Origin of the sequence: Nocardiopsis kunsanensis DSM 44524 (assembly GCF_000340965.1) — a bacterium.
GTDB classification, from domain to species: Bacteria; Actinomycetota; Actinomycetes; order Streptosporangiales; family Streptosporangiaceae; genus Nocardiopsis; species Nocardiopsis kunsanensis.
Genome location: NZ_ANAY01000015.1, coordinates 1 through 17,364 on the forward strand (window position 1 = coordinate 1; position 17,364 = coordinate 17,364).

A 17,364-nucleotide genomic window follows, 5' to 3' on the forward strand; every position below is an offset into this window, starting at 1 on the left:
CGTCCATGATGGCGGATCTGAGACGAAGAATCAGGAACTTAACAAAGTACTACTAGGTGTGTTGTTCGGTGAGGTTGGTGACGCGGTCGGCTGGGGCCCGGCGCGCGTGTACCACCCCTCCGGCCGGAACCGGCAGGTGGCGGGTCTGACGTCCCAGCGGTCACTCCCCTACCGTTGGGGCACAGGCGCAAGAAGGGGGAGCACATCATGAACGAACAGCCGCTACGAGTCGACGAAGCCGAGCTGCGGGGGCTGCTCGACGGTCAGTGGGCCTATGTGCGCGAACGTGCGCGCGACGTGCTCCAAGGAGAGGACTTCGCTCCCGTGACGGGATTGTCGCTGCAGGAGCACCGGGCGCTGACCACCGAGCGGCTCGGGAAGCTGGCCACGACCGGGATGCAGACCTACGGCTTCCCGGAGGAGGTCGGCGGGTCCGGCGACGTGGGCGCCTCCGTGGTCGCCTTCGAGATGCTGGTCCCGGACCTGTCGCTCATGGTCAAGATGGGCGTGCAGTGGGGCCTGTTCGGCGGAGCGATCAGCGCTCTGGGCACCGAACGGCACCACCGCGAGTACCTTCCGGGCGTGATGTCGCTGGACCTGCCCGGCTGCTTCGCGATGACCGAGACCGGACACGGCTCGGACGTGCAGAGCCTGCGCACCACGGCCACCTACGACCCCAAGACCGAGGAGTTCGTGCTCCACACGCCCGACGAGTCGGCGCGCAAGGACTACATCGGCAACGCCGCGCGCGACGGGCGCATGGCGGTGGTCTTCGCCCAGCTGCACAGCGCCGGCATCGACCACGGGGTGCACGCGCTCATGGTGCCGATCCGTGATGAGGACGGCATGCCCGCCCCGGGCGTGACCATCGAGGACTGCGGCCACAAGGCCGGGCTCAACGGCGTCGACAACGGCCGCATCTGGTTCGACCAGGTGCGGGTACCGCGCACCGACCTGCTCAACCGCTACGGCGACGTGGGGCCCGACGGTGCCTACACCAGCCCGATCGAGAGCAAGAACCGGCGCTTCTTCACGATGCTCGGCACCCTCATCCGGGGCCGGATCAGCGTGGCCGGGGGCGCGGGCAGCGCGACCAAGGCCGCACTGTCGATCGCGGTGCGCTACGGCGACACCCGGCGCCAGTTCACCCGTCCCGGGCCCGACGGGGAACCCGAGCGGGAGGTGCGCATCCTCGACTACCTCGCGCACCAACGCAAGCTCCTGCCGGCCCTGGCCCGCACCTACGCGCTGCACTTCGCGCAGGAGGAGCTGGTCACCCGCCTGCACGAGCTGCACGACTCCGAGGAACGCGACGAACGCGCCCAGCGCGAGTTGGAGTCACGTGCGGCCGGGCTGAAGGCGATGTCGACCTGGCACGCCACCGACACCATCCAGACCTGCCGCGAGGCCTGCGGCGGCGCGGGGTACATGTCGCAGAACCGCATCCCGCAGCTCAAGGCCGACTCCGACATCTTCACCACGTTCGAGGGCGACAACACGGTCCTGCTGCAGCAGCTCACCAAGGGCCTGCTCACCAATTTCCAGGACGCCTTCGGCGATCTCGACCAGATGGGTCTGGTCAAGTTCATGGCGGGCAAGGTGTTCGAGAACGTCATCGAGCGCACGGCCGCGGTCCCGCTCATCGACCGGCTCATCGCGGCCGCTCCGGGCCGGGGAGGCAACAGCAGCCTGTACAACCGCGGCTGGCAGATCGAGCTGCTGGAGGACCGCGAGAAACACGTCGTCGAGGGGCTGGCCGCGCGCATCCGCCGCGCCAGGAAGGACGACGGCAGAGACGCCTTCGAGGTCTTCAACCACGCCCAGGACCACGTACTCCGGGCCGGCCGTGTGCACATGGAGCGTGTGGTCCTGGAGGCGTTCGTGGCCGGGATCGACCGCTGTGGCGACACCTCCACCGCCAAGCTCCTCAACCGCCTCTGCGACCTGTACGTGATGTCGGTGATCGAGGAGGACCGCGCCTGGTTCCTCGAGCACGAGCGCCTGTCCACGGCACGGGCCAAGGCCGTGACCGCGGCCGTCAACGAGCTGTGCCAGGGGCTGCGCCCCTACGCGGTCCAGCTCGTGGACGCCTTCGGTCTGCGCGAGGAGTGGTTGGCCGCGCCGATCGCTCTGGGGCGCGAGCACGACCGCCAGGGGGACCCGGTCCCCGAGCGCGTTCGGAACTGAACCCCCGAACGTGAGGTGTCGGGCGGGCGCGGCCGGTCGCCGGCCGCGCCCGCGGACCGTCGGAGGAGGGGCCTGTCGGTGCCGGCCGTCCGGCTCCTGGTGCTCGGGTCGGTGCGCCAGCACGGGCGGGCAGCCAGTCGGAGTCGGCTACATGGACTGCGGTGAGCCCGCCGCCCCGCAGGAGCAACGGACTCACCCGGATCTCAGTCCCGCGCACCCCGAGGCTCGACCACGGCGGCCACGCGGTAGCGGGGGGACTCTGTCATGCGCAACTCGAGGTGCCCCCCGACCCCGTCCACGGCCCGTCGGATCGCGGCCACACGCCCGTCGGTGTCGGAGTCACGCTCGAAGGCCCGGAAGGCCTCCTCGCTCTCCCAGTGCACGAGATTGAACACACGCCTGCCGTCCTCACTGGCCAGGAACCGGACAGAGAGGAACCCCGGCCAGTGGCTCACCCATTCCCGGGAGAGCTCTTCGAAGGCACGGACATACTCCTGTTGAGTGCGTGCGGAGTCCACGCTGTAGTCGATCACCGAGTAGAAGCCGTACTGGTCGGACACTGCGAGCCCTTCGCCGGGGGTGTGAACGCCTCGAGCCTCACACCTCGAGCAAGGTTGAGGTCAACCTTCCGGCCGGGTCCCCTCCGGCACCGCGTCGACATCGGGGCCCTCGTCCTCGAGCGGCGGGTCGGCTTCCTCCTCCGCACGCAGGCGGATCGGTTCCCACCACCACCAGTGCGAGCGCGGGACCCAGGAGGGCACCTCCTGCTCGGTGGAGATGCCGGCCTCGGCGGCCACCTCGGCCAGGGCCTCGTCGATGCGGGCGATGGCGTCGATGTCCCGGGGGCGCAGGACCGCGCTCCAGGGCACGAACTCGTCACCGAGGATCTGCAGCATCGAACGCCGCCAGCAGGCGGGCCGGTACCCCTCGTGCCGGCCGTTCTCGGCAGCGGTCTGGCTGCGCACCACGTACAGGCCCAGGCGGTCGGGGTTGTTGCCCCCCGCCAGCAGTTCGGCCAGGTCAGCAGTGAATCCGCGGCCGGCGGGGGACTGCCGCTGCGCCGGATTGCTGGCCCGGTACAGGTCGAACAGGGCTGCGAACGCCGAATCCATGAGGGCGTCGCGATCCCTGGTCCGCGAAGCACTCTCCGCGAACGCGTTCAACGCCCGTCCGGCCAGGCCGGGGAGGTCCCTGCCCGTCTCCGCACTCACCGTCACACCGCCTTGTCCAGTTGGATCGCTTTACTCCGCGTTGGGTCGTGCCGACCGGTTCGATGATAAGCCTCCTGGGCACGGCGTACGTCCCTCGGGACCTTCACCCCTGGCGGGACCGTGGGAGGACTTTTCAGGCGTCCGGGCCCCGCCCCAGCTCACGCCCGAGCATCACGGCCCACTGGCGGGCGATGCGGTGCCGGCGGGCCGTGTCGTCGGTGAGCAGGTTGGCCAGCCCCAGGCCGCGGGCCAGGTCGAGGGTGGCCTGGACGGTCTCGCGTACACCGGGCACGGACTCGTCGGCCCCCAGCACCTCGACGGCGGTGCGGTGGGCCTCACGCCCCACCCGCTGCTCCAACGGCACCACCCGGGGATGGAGATCGGGGTCGCTGGCCGCGCCCGTCCACAACTGCAACGCCGCCTGGAACTCGGTCCCGCTGAAGACGTCGAAGAGCAGCACCACCATCGCCTCGACCCGCCCCGGCCCCTCGGGCAGGTCCTCCATCAGGCGGCGCAACCCCTCGATGAGTCCGTCGGCCATGCTGTCGAAGGCGGCCACGAACAGGTCCTCGCGGGTCTGGAAGTGGTGCTGGGCCGCCCCGCGCGAGACCCCCGCGCGCTCGGCGACCGCACCCACCGTCGTTCCGGGCGCCCCCCGCTCGGCCAAGCAGGCCACGGCGGCCTCCAGCAGGCGGGCCCGGGTGGCCCTGCTGCGTTCCTGTCTGGGTTCCCGTTCGGTCCTCACCGGCGCGCCTCCCACGTACGGTGGCCGCCCGGGCGCGCGTCGGTGCGCCCGGGCGGCCCGGTGTCCTCGGTCAGTACGACTTGGGCAGGCCGAGCGACTGCTGTGCCACGTAGTTGAGGATCATCTCCCGGCTGACCGGGGCGATCCTCGACAGACGTGCGGAGGTGAGGGCCGCTCCCAGCCCGTACTCGCTCGCCAGGCCGTTGCCGCCCAACGTCTGCACCGCCTGGTCGACCGTGCGCACACAGGCCTCGGCGGCGGCGTACTTGGCCATGTTCGCGGCCTCGCCCGCCCCCGCGTCGTCGCCGGAATCGTAGCGAAGGGCCGCGAACTGCGTCATGATCCGCGCCTGTTCCGTCTCGATCTTCATCTGCGCCAGCGGGTGGGACAGACCCTGGTGCGCGCCGATGGGGGTGTCGCGCCAGACCGTCCGCTCCTTGGCGTAGTCCACCGCCTGGGCGAGCGCGTTCCGGGCGGTACCGGTGGACATCGACGCGGCCATGATGCGCTCGGGGTTGAGCCCCGCGAAGAGCTGCAGCAGGCCGGCGTCGGGGTCGCCGACCAGGGCGTCGGCCGGCAGGCGCACGTCGTCCATGAAGAGCTGGAACTGGTGGTCGGGGCTGAGCAGGTCCATCTCGATCTGCTGCTTGTCGAACCCGGGGGTGTCGGTGGGCACCACGAACAGCGCTGCGGACAGGCGGCCGGTGCGTTCGTCCTCGATCCGGCCGACCACGAGCACGGCGTCGGCCACGTCGACCCCGGAGATGAAGGTCTTGCGGCCGTTGAGGACCCACTCGTCGCCGTCCTTGCGGGCGGTGGTGGTCAGGCGGTGGGCGTTGGAACCGGCGTCGGGTTCGGTGATGGCGAAGGCCATGATGCTGGATGCGTCGGCCAGCCCGGGGAGCCACCGCTGCCGCTGCTCGGGTGTGCCGAAGCGGGACAGGACGGTGCCGCAGATGGCCGGGGAGACCACCATCATCAGGGTCGGGCACCCCGCGGCACTGAGCTCCTCCAGGACGGCGGCCAGATCGCCGATCCCGCCGCCCCCGCCGCCGTACTCCTCGGGGATGTTGACGCCGAGGTAGCCGAGCTCCCCGGCGGCCTTCCACAGGTCGGTGAGGTAGGCGCCCTCCTTGGCGCGGGCACGGTAGTACCCCTGCCCGTACTCGGAGGCGAAGGCCGACACGGCGGCCCGCAGTTCTGTGCGTTCGGCCGGTTCGGTGAAGGTCATGGCGCCGGTCATCAGTCCTGCCCTTCGTGGTCGAGTACGGCCAGAGGTGTTCCGGCCGCCACCTTCTGCCCCTCCGCGACCGGGATCTCCCGGACGGCACCGGCGGCGGGGGCCGTGACGCGGTGCTCCATCTTCATCGCTTCCATGCGCAGCAGGGTCTGGCCCTCGGTGACCTTCTCCCCCACGGCGACGTCGACGGAAGTGACGGTGCCGGGCATGGGCGCGGGCATAGCGCCCGGGTCCACGAACGCCTCGGGCGAGGGCAGCGGGTCGACCGGCGCCAGGGTCAGGGGGCCGAGCACGGATTCCACGTACACCCGGTCGGACCCGGGGTGGGTGTGCACCTCGAAGGCACGGCGCACCCCTTGGGCCTGCAGGACCACGTGTCCGGGTGCGGCCGAGAGCACCTGTACCGCTTCCTGCTCGGGCAGGTAGGTGCCGCGGGAGGTGCGGTAGGCGGTGGTGAGCTCGTGACCGTCGTCGGTGGTGTGGCGGCGTGTGTGCGCCTGAGAGGTGAGGTTGCGCCAGTTCGCGGTGATCCCGGCGGGCACGGGGGTGTCTCGGCGGGCCGTCTCGGCCGCCGACAGGCTCGCGGCGAGAGCGGACAGGTCCTCGGCGGTGCGGTCGGCCGGCGGCCGGGCCAGATCGGTGAGCCGCGCGCCGGAGAGGAACCCGGTGTGGGGTGCGCCCTCGGCCATGGCGGGGTGGCGCAGGACCCGTACGAGCAGGTCGCGGTTGGTACCGACCCCGTGCACCCGCGCGCCGGCCAGGGCTGCTCCGAGTCGGCGCAGCGCATCGCGGCGGTCGCGGCCCACCGCCACGACCTTGGCGAGCATCGGGTCGAAGTCGGTGCCGACGGTGTCGCCGGCGGCCACCCCGCTGTCCAGCCGTACACCGGGCGTGGTCAGGGGTGTGAAGGCGCAGGTGGCGGCCGGTACCTCGAAGGCGTGCAGTGTTCCGGTGCGCGGGCGCCAGTCGTTGCGCGGGTCCTCGGCGTACAGGCGCGCCTCGACGGCGTGGCCGCTGGGCGCGGGCGGGCCGCCCTCGGGCAGGTGCTCGCCCTCGGCCACCCGGATCTGCCACTCGACCAGGTCGAGTCCGGTCACGCACTCGGTGACGGGGTGCTCGACCTGCAGGCGGGTGTTCATCTCCAGGAAGACCGGGACTCCGGGGCGGCCCTGTCCATCGACGGGGACGAGGAACTCTGCGGTGCCGGCGCCCACGTACCCGATCCGCTCGGCCATGCGGCGTGCGGCACCGTGCAGGTCCTCCCTCAGTTCGGGACCGATCCCGGGTGCGGGGGCCTCCTCCACGACCTTCTGGTGGCGGCGCTGGACCGAGCAGTCGCGTTCGCCCACCGCCCAGACGGTGCCGTGGGTGTCGGCCAGGACCTGCACCTCGACGTGGCGGCCGCGTTCGACGTAGGGCTCGCAGAACACGGCGGGGTCCCCGAAGGCGGAAGCGGCCTCGGCGGAGGCGGCCTCGGCCTCCTCGGGCAGGCGTTCCAGGTCGTGGACGACCCGCATGCCGCGGCCGCCGCCCCCGGCGGAGGCCTTGACGAGCACGGGAAGGTCGCCGGCTCCGACCCGGTCGGCTGCCAGGGCTTCGGAGACGGGGACGCCGGCCTCGCGGGCGAGCTCCTTGGCGCGGGTCTTGGCGCCCATCTCCTCGATGGCTCCGGGCGGCGGGCCGACCCAGGTGAGTCCGGCGTCGATGACGGCGCTCGCGAAGGCGGCGCTCTCGGACAGGAACCCGTAGCCGGGGTGGAGGGCGTCGGCCCCGGCGGTGCGGGCCGCGGCCACCAGGGCCTGCGGATCGAGATAGGCGTCGACGGCGCCGCGCCCCTCGGGCACGGGCAGGCACACGGCCGCATCGGCGTCGGTGACGTGGGGGGCCCGTTCCTCACCGGGGGTGTACACGGCCACGGCCGTGATGCCCAGTTGCCGGCAGGTACGGGTGATGCGGCGGGCGATCTCGCCGCGGTTGGCCACGAGGAGGGTGGTGACGGCCCTGGTCGGTGGGGCGGGGTGTGTGTTCAACTCGTGCTCCCGGACGGGGCCCGGCTGCGGGCCGGGGTGCGGACGGAGGGTCGGGGCAACCTGTGGTTCACATGCGGAAGACCCCGAAGGCGTCGGTGCCCTCCACGGGTGCGTTGTGGGCGAAGGACAGGCACAGGCCCAGGACGGTGCGGGTGTCGCGGGGGTCGATGACACCGTCGTCGTAGACCCGTCCGGACAGGAACAGGGGCAGGGACTCGGCCTCGATCTGGTTCTCGACCATCTCGCGCACGGCGGCGTCCTGGTCCTCGTCGTAGGGTTGGCCCTTCTTCTCCGCCGACTGCCGGGCGACGATGGACAGCACCTCGGCGAGCTGTTTGGGGCCCATGACCGAGGAGCGTGCGCTGGGCCAGGCGAACAGGAACCGGGGGTCGTAGGCGCGTCCGCACATACCGTAGTGGCCGGCCCCGTAGGAGGCGCCGATGAGTACCGAGAAGTGCGGGACCGTGCTGTTGGAGACGGCGTTGATCATCATCGATCCGTGTTTGATGATGCCGCCCTGCTCGTACTCGGCCCCCACCATGTATCCGGTGGTGTTGTGCAGGAACACCAGCGGGGTGTCGGAGCGGTTGGCGAGCTGGATGAACTGGGTGGCCTTCTGCGCCTCCTCGCTGAACAGCACACCGTTGTCGTTGGCGAGGATGCCGACGGGGTAGCCGTGCAAGGTGGCCCAGCCGGTGACCAGGCCGGTCCCGTAGGCGGGTTTGAACTCGTCGAACTCCGAAGCGTCCACGATGCGGGCGACGACCTCGCGCGGGTCGACGGGCACCTTGAGGTCGGGGGGCATGATCCCGGCCAGTTCCTCGGCCGGGTGGAGGGGTTCGGCCACCTCGGTGCGGGCTGGGCCGCCGCCGGCCTTGCGGTGGTTGAGGCGGGCGACGATGCGGCGGCCGATGCGCAGTGCGTCGTGCTCGTCCTCTGCCAGGTGGTCGGCCAGCCCGGACTGTTCGGCGTGCATGCGTGCCCCGCCCAGGGACTCGTCGTCGCTCTGCTCACCGGTGGCGGCCTCGACCAGGGGCGGCCCGCCCAGGAACACCTTGGAGCGTTCGCGGACCATGACGGTGTGGTCGCTCATGCCGGGGATGTAGGCGCCTCCGGCGGTGGAGTTGCCGAACACCAGGGCGATGGTGGGCACGCCGGCGGCCGACAGGCGGGTCAGGTCGCGGAAGGTGCGCCCGCCGGGGATGAAGATCTCCTTCTGGCTGGGCAGGTCGGCGCCGCCGGACTCCACGAGGCTGATCATCGGCATGCGGTTCTGCTCGGCGATCTCCCCTGCCCTGTGGGTCTTCTTGAGTGTCCAGGGGTTGGAGGCGCCGCCGCGCACGGTGGGGTCGTTGGCCAGGATGACGCACTCCACCCCGGAGACCACACCGATGCCGGTGACGACACTGGCGCCGACGTTGTAGTCGCTGCCCCAGCCGGCCAGGGAGGACAACTCCAGGAAGGGGCTGGCCTCGTCCAGCAGGAGTTCGATGCGCTCGCGGGCGAGGAGTTTGTCCCGGGAACGGTGGCGGTCGATGTACTTCCGGCCGCCGCCGTCGACGGCCTTGGTGTGCTCGGCCTCGATCTCGGCGATCCTCTCCAGCATCACCCGGCGGTTCTCGGCGTGCTCGGAGGAGTCCGGGTCGATCCGCGAGGTCAGGACGGTCATGGAAGGAGTGCCTCCGGGAGGTCGGTCTGTCGGGCTCGCAACCATTCGCCGAGCCCCTTGGCCTGGGGGTCCTGGCCCTCGCGGCGTGCGGTGCCGGGGGCGAGCATCCCCTCGATCCAGAAGTTGGCTGCGCGCAGGTTGGGCAGCAGGTGCCGGGTGACTTCCAGTTCGGCGGTCTCGGGCAGCAGTTCCCGGATCCGTTCGGCGGTCAGCTCGTGGGCCAGCCAGGCGAAACCGGCGTCGTCGCGTGCCCACACGCCGAGGTTGGCGTCGGCCCCCTTGTCGCCGCTGCGGGCCCCGAGGACGTTTCCGAGGGCCGCGCGGCGGCGCGGGCCCCGGGGCGGGGGCGGAGGCAGGGGCGGTTCGGGTACGGGTGCCGGGTCCTGGAAGCGGGTCGAGGGGGCGATCGTGACCCGGTCGCCGTCGGGCAGGATCGCGGTGTGCTCGACCTCCTGGACGGGAACGAGTTCGTGGGTGACGGCGATCCCGTCCGGACGGGCCGGGCTCGGGGGCGCGCTCATGTGGAACCCGGCGTACCCGGCGAGGGCGATCTCCACCGCTGCCGCTCCGAACCCCCGGCCGATGGTGCGGGCGTCGTGGTCGCGGGCGGTCACGCGCAGACGTGCGGTGGCCCCGTCCTGGGTCCGGCCTCCGGGGTCCTCGGCCGGACGGAGGTCGAAGTGCAGTTCACCGGGTTTGCGGTGGGCGAGGGCGGCCCGAATCTGGCGTTCGGCCCAGGCGGCCTTCTCCTCCGTCCCGGATCCGGTGATGAGCAGCTCGTACTCGTTGCGGAAGCCGGTGAGCCCGGTCAGCCCGACCTTGAGGGTGGGCGGCGGTGCCTCGCCCCGGGTGCCGTTGATCCGGACCCGGTCGGGGCCTTCCTGGGTCAGTTCCACGGTGTCCAGGCGGGTGGTGACGTCGGGTCCGGGGTAGCGGGCGCCGGCGATCTCGTAGACGAACTGGGCGGTGACGGTTCCGGTGGTGACCGCTCCCCCTGTGCCGGGGTGTTTGGTGATGACCGCGCTGCCGTCGGCGGAGATCCCGGCGAGGGGGAACCCGGGGTGGTCCAGGTCGTGCCCGTCGGCGACCAGGTCGGGGGCGAAGGCGTAGTTGCCGCCGGTGGCCTGGGCGCCGCACTCGATGACGTGCCCGGCAGCGGTGGCCCCGGCCAGGGCGTCGAGGTCCTCTCGTGTCCAGCCGAAGTGGGAGATCGCCGGGCCCACGGCGAGGGAGGCGTCGGTGACCCGGCCGGTGACGACGATGTCGGCGCCGGCGTCCAGGCATGCCGCGATCCCGAAACCGCCCAGGTAGGCGTTGGCGGTCAGGGGTGTACCCAGGCCGAGCTCCTCGGCCCGGTGCAGCAGGTCGTCGCCGGTCACACACGCGATGCGGGGTTGGAGGTCCAGCTGCTCGGCGAGTTCGGTGAGCTGATCGGCGAGGCCGCGCGGGTTGAGGCCCCCGGCGTTGGTGACGACCTTGGTCCCGCGTTCCATGACGAGTTGGAGGGTCTCGCGCATCTGGCGCAGGAAGGTCTTGGCGTAGCCGCGCCCGGGATCGGAGAGCTGATCCCGGCCGAGGATGGCCATGGTGAGTTCGGCCAGGTAATCACCGGTGAGGACGTCGACGGGCCCTTCGGTCAGCATTTCGTGGACGGCGGCGAAACGGTCCCCGTAGAAACCGGAGGCGTTCCCGACCCACAGCGGTGGCGCTGGTGTCGCAGTCATGGAGACGAGAGTGACACCGGCCACACGAAAAAACAAGCACGTGTGATTGTTTTTCTCGCGGACAGGACCGGGGCCGCCCGCACCGGGCAGAGCTGCCCCGAGTGACCGGAAGTGGCCACGGAGCGGACGCCCCCACTCGTCCACGCGCGCCCGGCACCCAGTAGTTTTGGGGCCGTGAGTACCTCCCGAGAAGACGGCGTCACCGACAGCGCCATCGACGAGACCCCTTCCCCCGAGAGCCGGGAGACCGACAGCCCCGAGGAGGGTGCCGTCGAAGGCGGCACCGACTTCCTCCACGGCTCCCACCCGAAGTCCCCGCCCAGGGGCGGCGGTGTGTTCTCCCCCGAGGCCCTGTCCGTGACCGGTCTTCTTCTGCTCCTGCCGGTGCTGGTGGGCGGCCGGCTCCTGGAACGCGTGGCCTGGTTCGGCATCGGCTCCGGCGTTGCCGACGCGGGACAGCTCGCGCTGCTGCGGGCCGAGATGCTGACCACCGGCGCCGTCGCCGCCGTCGCCGTCCTGCTGGCCTCGGTGTCGCTGTTCACGGGCAACGACCGCACACGTGCCTGGGCCCGCTGGTCGGCCTCCGCGGTCGTGCTGGCCGGTGTGCTCAGCCTCCTGATGTGCCTCCTCGCTTTCGTCGGCATCGTGTCGGCGGGCTGACCTGCCCTGGAACGGCGACACGGGCGCGCAGCCCCCTCCTTAGGCGCCGTTTAACCAGGTCGAGGGGTACGTTGGCCGAATGGGCAACGACAACACCAATCCCACGGACCCCACGGACCGTCCGGAGGGGGCCGAGGGCCAAGACCCCGCTTCCTCCGAGGACACGTCCGTCGACACCCCGAACGAGGACCCGCGCTGGTCCGGGCCCCACGACGAGGCCGAGGTCGGTACTGACCAGGACCTCTCCGGAGCCCCGGTCAGCGCCGGTGCCGCCGCCTACGGGCCCCGCCCCGGTGGGCTGCTCGGTTCGGAGACCTTCGCCCTCACCGCGGTGTTCCTGCTCGCTCTGACGCTGCTCTCCAGCCAGATCGTGCAGCTGTTCAGCACCGTCCTGCAGATCGGTGACCAGCCCGTCCCGCACGATCAGGTCGCCCAGCTCTCCAACCAGGCCCTGGTCGGGGGCGGCCTGGCGCTGCTCACCGTGCTCTTCGCCGCCCTGGCCCTGGTACTCACCAACATGGGCACCCGTCCCTGGGCCCGCTGGCTCGCCATGGCCAACGTCATCGTGGGCGTGCTGTTCGTGATCATGGCCGTTCTGACCTACGTCATGATCCCGGCAGGCACCGAACCGCAGATGCCGCAGATGCCCTCCGTCCCGCAGTAACTCCGGCGCTCTGCCCGCCCCTCCGGGCGGGACACGTTCGGTGGGCAGCTCCCTCGTCCGCCGGACACGCCAATGACGGATCTTCGCCCCCGGCGGCCGCGCACGCGGCCGCCGGGGGCGTTCGTGCGTCGGGGCGGGCCGATAGCATGACGCCGTTCCGCCCCCCGTCACGAAGGCTCCTCCGTGTCCGATCCCGACCTGTCCCCCGGCTCCGGGCGCTGCGCCGAGCCCGCCTACGACCCGGATCTACCGCCGCGTGTGCACGAGGAGCTCCAGTTCCGGCACGACGAGCTCCTGCGCGCCGACGACGAGCCGCGGTGGACTCGGGAGCTGGGAGCGAGACAGCGCTACGTCGAGGCAGTGGCAGGGATCATCCTTTCCATCGTGCCCGCCTTGTCCGCATTCGGCATGCTCACACACTTTTTCGTTCCGCTCGTGATCGTCGGCGGGACCGTGCTGGTGGTGGCCGGGTTTTCGTATCACGCATTCGCGGGGCTTCTTGCCTTGGCAGCCGTAGTGCTTTCCGGGGTCTTGGGTACGTGGATGGGGTTCCAGGCGATAGTTCTGACACTTACCACGGGGGTCTGGCTCCTCTGCGTTTTCTTCTCGCTGCGATACGCGTGGCGCAACGCCGACGAACGCATCCCGCACGTCCACAAGAACCGCTACGTCGTGGCCTCCGATCTGTACCCGGCGGAGAACGCCCTGCTGGTGCGGATGCAGGACGTCGTGGACGTCACCGAGGCCGCTCAGGAGGTTCTGGGCGACCTGTTCGACGGTGACACCGCGCTGCGGTCACTGCGTGAGCAGGAGTGGGCGCTGGCCACGCTCTTCCTCCGTCAGAGCCGGCTCGCCGCCGACCTGGAACGACGCGAACGGGAGGCAGTCTCAGAGGTGGTCCTGCGTTCCTTGGAACCGCAGCGCACCTCTCTGGAACGGGTGCGAGGCAACGCCGAGGAGCGGGTCTCGCGCATCGAGTCCTATGGCCGGTTCGTCGCCGACGCCATGGTCAAGCAACGCGAGTGGGAGCAGGTACGGGAGAACATGGACCACGACGACGCCTACAGGGAGCTGTTGCTCGATGCCACGGCCGCACAGGAACAGGGCGCGGCCGGCCCCGGGGATCTCGAACTGCGGGCGGTGCGGGAGAGCAGGGACGAGAGTGTGCAGCAGGCGCTTCGCGAGGTGCGCTGGTTGACGGAGGCCGACGGCGTGGTCGACCGCTAGCTCGTGGTCGGCCGGATCCGGTGGCTCGTGGATCCGGCTTGAGGGCCCGTGGGGGTGTGGGTGGTGTTCGTCGGAGCGTCGAGCCTAGCCCGGCCGGGGCTTCCCGCAACCCGCTTCGGCGCCACCCACACTCCTGTCCCTGGGTGGGGATGGTGGCGGCGTTGTGGTGGGTCGGGGTGGGGCGCCTCGGGGTGTGCGGTCCACCCCTTGACGCCGGGCTGTTGCGCTCTCGCCGCCGAACACCCACCGGCCGGCCCCCTCACCCGCCAAAGAAGCGGGGGTGCCAACTACCGACCCCCTGTGGTGGCCACATTGCGACCACCGGGCCAGGTGTGTGCGCGGCCGCTCGCTCCTGCGGAAGCACTCCTACGGAGGCACAAGCCCGGCCCCGGCTGCTCCCGGTGACGCATTGAGGACAGGGCAAGCCGGCGTGCGCACAGTCCACCCCCTCTCATTTTACTCCGAAAAAGAGAGCCGGTGGAGTTATCCACAGGCCCATTTTCAGGGAATATATAAGGAGAACTCCGATGCGGCTTCGTAGATCAAGGTAAGGGTCTTATGCCCTTGGGGATAGTGCCGTTTCCAGAGATGCTTCTTTTAGAATGGAAGCATGACGGACCACACCGCAGCACCCGGCGCAGGAACGGCCCCCGACGCGGCCGTTGCCGCGCTGGACGCTGCGGCCGAGCAGGTCATCGCCTCCTTCGGCGGTGAGATCCCGTTCGGTGCGGCTGCTGGTGTGTTGGAGCGTATCGAGGCGGTCCACGCCAAGATCGACGAGCTCACGGTCGCGATGCTCGCCCCGCTCGCGCGGATGGAAGCCTCGGGTGAATTGCTCGAAGAGGGCGGCCAGAAAAACGCGGATGCCTACCTGACTCACGCGTGGGGCATCCACTCCGATGAGGCCAAACGGCTGGCCCTGTTGGCCACCGGCCTGCACACCGGGTCCCTGCCCGACACGGCCCAGGCGTTGGCCGAGGGGGTGTTGACTCTGGGCGAGGCCGCAGCCATCGCCTCCGGCGTCGAGCGCGAGGTGAAAAAGCGCGATCAGAAGGCCCGCCCGGACGCGGAGCGCTACCGCTCGGTGATCGAGACCGGTCTGGTGGGGGCCAAACGTGAGCGGGAGGCGATGTCGGTGCAGTCCCTGACCCGTACCGCCAACGCGTTGGGTCTGGAGCTCAACCCGGAGCGGCCGGAGAAGAACGAAGAGGCCGCCTTCGCCGAACGCGGGGCCCGCTTGAGGCGCACCTTCGAGGGGACCTTCCAGTTCGAGGCCTGGGGCCCGGCCGGAGACGCCGAACGCCTGCAGGCCGCACTCGACTCTTACACCGCTCCCTACGACGGTGACGCCCTCACTTCCAAGTACGCGCGGACGTATGACGCGTTGATGGCGGCGATGGCCATGGCCCACGGCCACCACGGGTGCGGGGCAGCTCCGGGGGTCAAGGCGGTCATCAACATCACCGTGCCCCTGTCCACCTTCATGGACCTGAACAACCACACCCCGAACCAGCCCCAGGACCGGGGCCGGGTTTGGGCACAGGACCCGAGCGAGAACCCGGATGCGGACGCGGGTGGTGGGCCGGCTCGGACCCAGGACGGCAACGTGGTGGCCGCCTCGATCGTGCGCGCCATGGCCCCGGAAGCGCAGTTGCGCCGTTTGGTCTTCGATGACCGTACCGGCCTGCCCGTGGATCTGGGCCGGGCCCAGCGCCTGGCCCCCGGCTACTTGCGGACTTTGGCTTTCGCCGAGCACTCCACCTGCGCATGGGACGGCGGCTGTGATGTGCCGGTCTCGCGGTGCGAGGCCGACCACATCACCGAGTTCTCCCACGGCGGCACCACTTCGGCCGCGAACCTGCAGCCGTTGTGCTCGGTGCACAACCGGCTCAAGTACCGCCGCAACACCCGCCACCGGGCCGGGAAGAAGACCGGCACCGGGACCGGGGCCAAGGCCCCGCCGGGCCCGCCGGGTGCGGCCGGCCCGCCGGATTCCACTGGCTAGCACCACTCTCTTCACCCCCGGGAAAAGTGCCCCCCCCCGAGGGCCACACCCCAGCACCCGCACCCCCAGCAGCGGCCCCGGCGGCCGGAGCCTGCACCTGCGGCAAGCGGTCCCCCCCGCCCGGGGCCATTCTCACCCCCGAAAATGGCCCCGGTTGGGGGGGAGCGATCCACCAAAACCCGGTATCAGTGCTCTTACGAGCACCAACACCGGCCTGTAGTGCTACCAGGAGCACTGTCAATGCTCGGGCGGAGCCCGAAGCCTTTCCAGAGGAGCGCACACGCCACTCGCCCCCGGCCTCAATGCCGTCACCGGGAGTGCCGGGGCCCGTAGTTGGCCGTTGCCTCCGCAGGAGGGTTTCCGCAGGAGCGAACCACCACGCACACGCCTCGACCGTTGGTCGCAATGCCGCTACCACAGGGGGTTTGGTAGTTGGCACCCCCACTTCTTCGGCCGGATGAGAGGGGCCGGCCGGTAGGTGTTCGGCGGCGAGAGCGCAACAGCCCGGCGTCAAGGGGCGGACCGCACACCCCGAGGCGCCCCACACCGACCACGCACAACCCCGCACCTTTGAGCAGGTCCCGAGTATGTGGGGGTGGCGCCGAAGCGGGTTGCGGGAAGCCCCGGCCGGGCTAAGCTCGACGCTCCGACGAACACCGCCCCACACCAACCACAGGCCCCGGCCCCTACCCCCGACCCGGTTCCGGGTCAGCCGATGCGGTCGATCACCAGGGGTCCGGGCCCGAAGCCGGGGTCGTCGGCGATCTCGTAGGAACCTGCCAGGGCCTGGGCGGCGCGGTCGAACCGCTCGGGTTCGTCGGCGTGCAGGGTGAACAGCGGTTCCCCCGCCGAGACCTGGCCGCCCGGTTCGGCGTGCAGGCTCACACCGGCGCCGGCCGAGACCGGGTCCTCCTTGCGCTCGCGCCCGGCGCCCAGACGCCAGGCGGCCAGTCCGACCTGGTAGGCGTCCAGGCGGGTGAGCACGCCGGAGGTGGGGGCCAGGACCACGCGGTGTTCGGCCGCCTCGGGCAGCGGCGCGTCGGGGTCACCGCCCTGGGCACGCACGAGTTCCTTCCAGGTGGCCAGGGCGCTGCCGTCGGCGAGGGCGTCGGCCGGGTCCTTCACGCCGCCGGCTCCGGGGGTGAGCCCGGCCGAGGCGAGCATCTCCCGGGCCAGTGCGAGGGTCAGCTCCACGATGTCGGCGGGGCCTCCCCCGGAGAGCACCTCGACCGCCTCGGCGACCTCCAGGGCGTTGCCGACCGTACGGCCGAGCGGGGCGGCCATGTCGGTGAGCAGGGCGCTGGTGCGCACCCCGTGGTCGGTGCCGATGTCGACCATGGTGCGGGCGAGTTCACGGGCCGAGCCGAGGTCCTTCATGAACGCACCCGAGCCGACCTTGACGTCCAGCACGAGCGAGTCGGTGCCTTCTGCGAGTTTCTTGCTCATGATGGAGGCGGCGATGAGCGGGATCGACTCGACGGTTCCGGTGACGTCGCGCAACGCGTAGAGCTTGCGGTCGGCGGGGGCCAGCCCGGTACCGGCGGCGCAGACGACCCCGCCGGTGGACTCCAGGACACCGCGCATCTCGGCGGGGGTGAGCCCGGCCCTCCACCCGGGGATCGACTCGAGTTTGTCGAGGGTGCCGCCGGTGTGGCCGAGCCCGCGTCCGGACAGCTGCGGCACGGCGGCCCCGCACGCGGCGACGGTGGGGGTCAGGGGCAGGGTGATCTTGTCGCCGACCCCTCCGGTGGAGTGCTTGTCGGTGGTGGGGCGGGCCAGGTCGGAGAAGTCGAGGCGGTCCCCGGAGGCGAGCATCGCCTCGGTCCAGCGGGCGACCTCGGCCCGGTCCATGCCGCGCAGGTAGATGGCCATGGCCAGCGCCGCCATCTGTTCCTCGGCGATCTCGTCCCGGGTGTAGGCCTCGATGACCCAGTCGATCTGCTCGGGGCTCAACTGCTCCCCGTCACGTTTGGTGCGGATGACCTCGATGACGTCCATGTCC

The 17,364-nt window shown here is 71.0% G+C and carries 13 protein-coding genes; 5 read left to right on the plus strand and 8 right to left on the minus strand.

The window, feature by feature from the left end; genetic code table 11:
* Positions 1-207 precede the first annotated feature (207 nt).
* Complete coding sequence (locus tag D456_RS0111710) at positions 208-2,187, plus strand: acyl-CoA dehydrogenase family protein (protein WP_017576371.1); 1,980 nt, start codon at positions 208-210, stop codon at positions 2,185-2,187.
* 203 nt (positions 2,188-2,390) lie between these two features.
* On the opposite strand, the gene D456_RS0111715 is transcribed toward D456_RS0111710, so the two are convergent.
* From D456_RS0111715 to D456_RS0111745, 7 genes are all read right to left on the minus strand, one after another.
* A complete protein-coding gene (locus D456_RS0111715) occupies positions 2,391-2,747 on the minus strand; it encodes an antibiotic biosynthesis monooxygenase family protein (protein ID WP_017576372.1) in 357 nt (118 codons plus the stop codon).
* Between the two features lie 60 nt (positions 2,748-2,807).
* Complete coding sequence (locus D456_RS0111720; RefSeq protein ID WP_017576373.1) at positions 2,808-3,404, minus strand: hypothetical protein; 597 nt, start codon at positions 3,402-3,404, stop codon at positions 2,808-2,810.
* A 127-nt stretch (positions 3,405-3,531) separates the two neighbouring features.
* Complete coding sequence (locus D456_RS0111725) at positions 3,532-4,143, minus strand: TetR/AcrR family transcriptional regulator (protein ID WP_017576374.1); 612 nt, start codon at positions 4,141-4,143, stop codon at positions 3,532-3,534.
* A 70-nt stretch (positions 4,144-4,213) separates the two neighbouring features.
* Complete coding sequence (locus tag D456_RS0111730) at positions 4,214-5,386, minus strand: acyl-CoA dehydrogenase family protein (RefSeq protein WP_017576375.1); 1,173 nt, start codon at positions 5,384-5,386, stop codon at positions 4,214-4,216.
* Entirely contained in the window at positions 5,386-7,413 is a 2,028-nt protein-coding gene (locus D456_RS0111735) for an ATP-binding protein (protein ID WP_017576376.1), read from the minus strand. Before D456_RS0111735 ends, D456_RS0111730 begins: the two co-directional genes overlap by 1 nt.
* Positions 7,414-7,480: 67 nt before the next feature.
* On the minus strand, positions 7,481-9,082 hold the full coding sequence (locus tag D456_RS0111740) for an acyl-CoA carboxylase subunit beta (protein WP_017576377.1): 1,602 nt from the start codon (positions 9,080-9,082) through the stop codon (positions 7,481-7,483).
* The gene (locus D456_RS0111745; protein ID WP_017576378.1) at positions 9,079-10,830 is read right to left on the minus strand and encodes an acyclic terpene utilization AtuA family protein; all 1,752 of its coding nucleotides are present in this window, start codon (positions 10,828-10,830) and stop codon (positions 9,079-9,081) included. The genes D456_RS0111740 and D456_RS0111745 overlap by 4 nt, the downstream gene beginning before the upstream one ends.
* 150 nt (positions 10,831-10,980) lie before the next feature.
* Here D456_RS0111745 and D456_RS0111750 point away from each other — a divergent pair, with 150 nt between their 5' ends.
* The 4 genes from D456_RS0111750 to D456_RS0111765 all read left to right on the plus strand — a co-directional run bounded on the left by D456_RS0111750 (position 10,981) and on the right by D456_RS0111765 (position 15,362).
* Positions 10,981-11,466, plus strand: a complete 486-nt coding sequence (locus D456_RS0111750) for a hypothetical protein (RefSeq protein WP_017576379.1) — start codon at positions 10,981-10,983, stop codon at positions 11,464-11,466.
* A 79-nt stretch (positions 11,467-11,545) separates the two neighbouring features.
* Positions 11,546-12,130, plus strand: a complete 585-nt coding sequence (locus D456_RS0111755) for a hypothetical protein (RefSeq protein ID WP_017576380.1) — start codon at positions 11,546-11,548, stop codon at positions 12,128-12,130.
* 183 nt (positions 12,131-12,313) lie between these two features.
* Positions 12,314-13,357, plus strand: a complete 1,044-nt coding sequence (locus D456_RS0111760; protein ID WP_017576381.1) for a hypothetical protein — start codon at positions 12,314-12,316, stop codon at positions 13,355-13,357.
* 610 nt (positions 13,358-13,967) lie between these two features.
* Positions 13,968-15,362 (plus strand): HNH endonuclease signature motif containing protein, encoded by a 1,395-nt coding sequence (locus D456_RS0111765; RefSeq protein ID WP_017576382.1) that lies wholly within the window; start codon positions 13,968-13,970, stop codon positions 15,360-15,362.
* 708 nt (positions 15,363-16,070) lie between these two features.
* Here D456_RS0111765 and D456_RS0111770 read toward each other — a convergent pair.
* The gene (locus D456_RS0111770; RefSeq protein WP_017576383.1) at positions 16,071-17,360 is read right to left on the minus strand and encodes a thymidine phosphorylase; all 1,290 of its coding nucleotides are present in this window, start codon (positions 17,358-17,360) and stop codon (positions 16,071-16,073) included.
* Positions 17,361-17,364: the final 4 nt, after the last annotated feature.

What these genes read in the sequence shown, in the direction of transcription:
- D456_RS0111710 (WP_017576371.1), top strand. Translation starts at nt 208, where the DNA reads ATGAACGAACAGCCGCTACGAGTCGACGAAGCCGAGCTGCGGGGGCTG.
- D456_RS0111730 (WP_017576375.1), bottom strand. Translation starts at nt 5,386, where the DNA reads ATGACCGGCGCCATGACCTTCACCGAACCGGCCGAACGCACAGAACTG.
- D456_RS0111740 (WP_017576377.1), bottom strand. Translation starts at nt 9,082, where the DNA reads ATGACCGTCCTGACCTCGCGGATCGACCCGGACTCCTCCGAGCACGCC.
- D456_RS0111755 (WP_017576380.1), top strand. Translation starts at nt 11,546, where the DNA reads ATGGGCAACGACAACACCAATCCCACGGACCCCACGGACCGTCCGGAG.
- D456_RS0111765 (WP_017576382.1), top strand. Translation starts at nt 13,968, where the DNA reads ATGACGGACCACACCGCAGCACCCGGCGCAGGAACGGCCCCCGACGCG.
- D456_RS0111770 (WP_017576383.1), bottom strand. Translation starts at nt 17,360, where the DNA reads ATGGACGTCATCGAGGTCATCCGCACCAAACGTGACGGGGAGCAGTTG.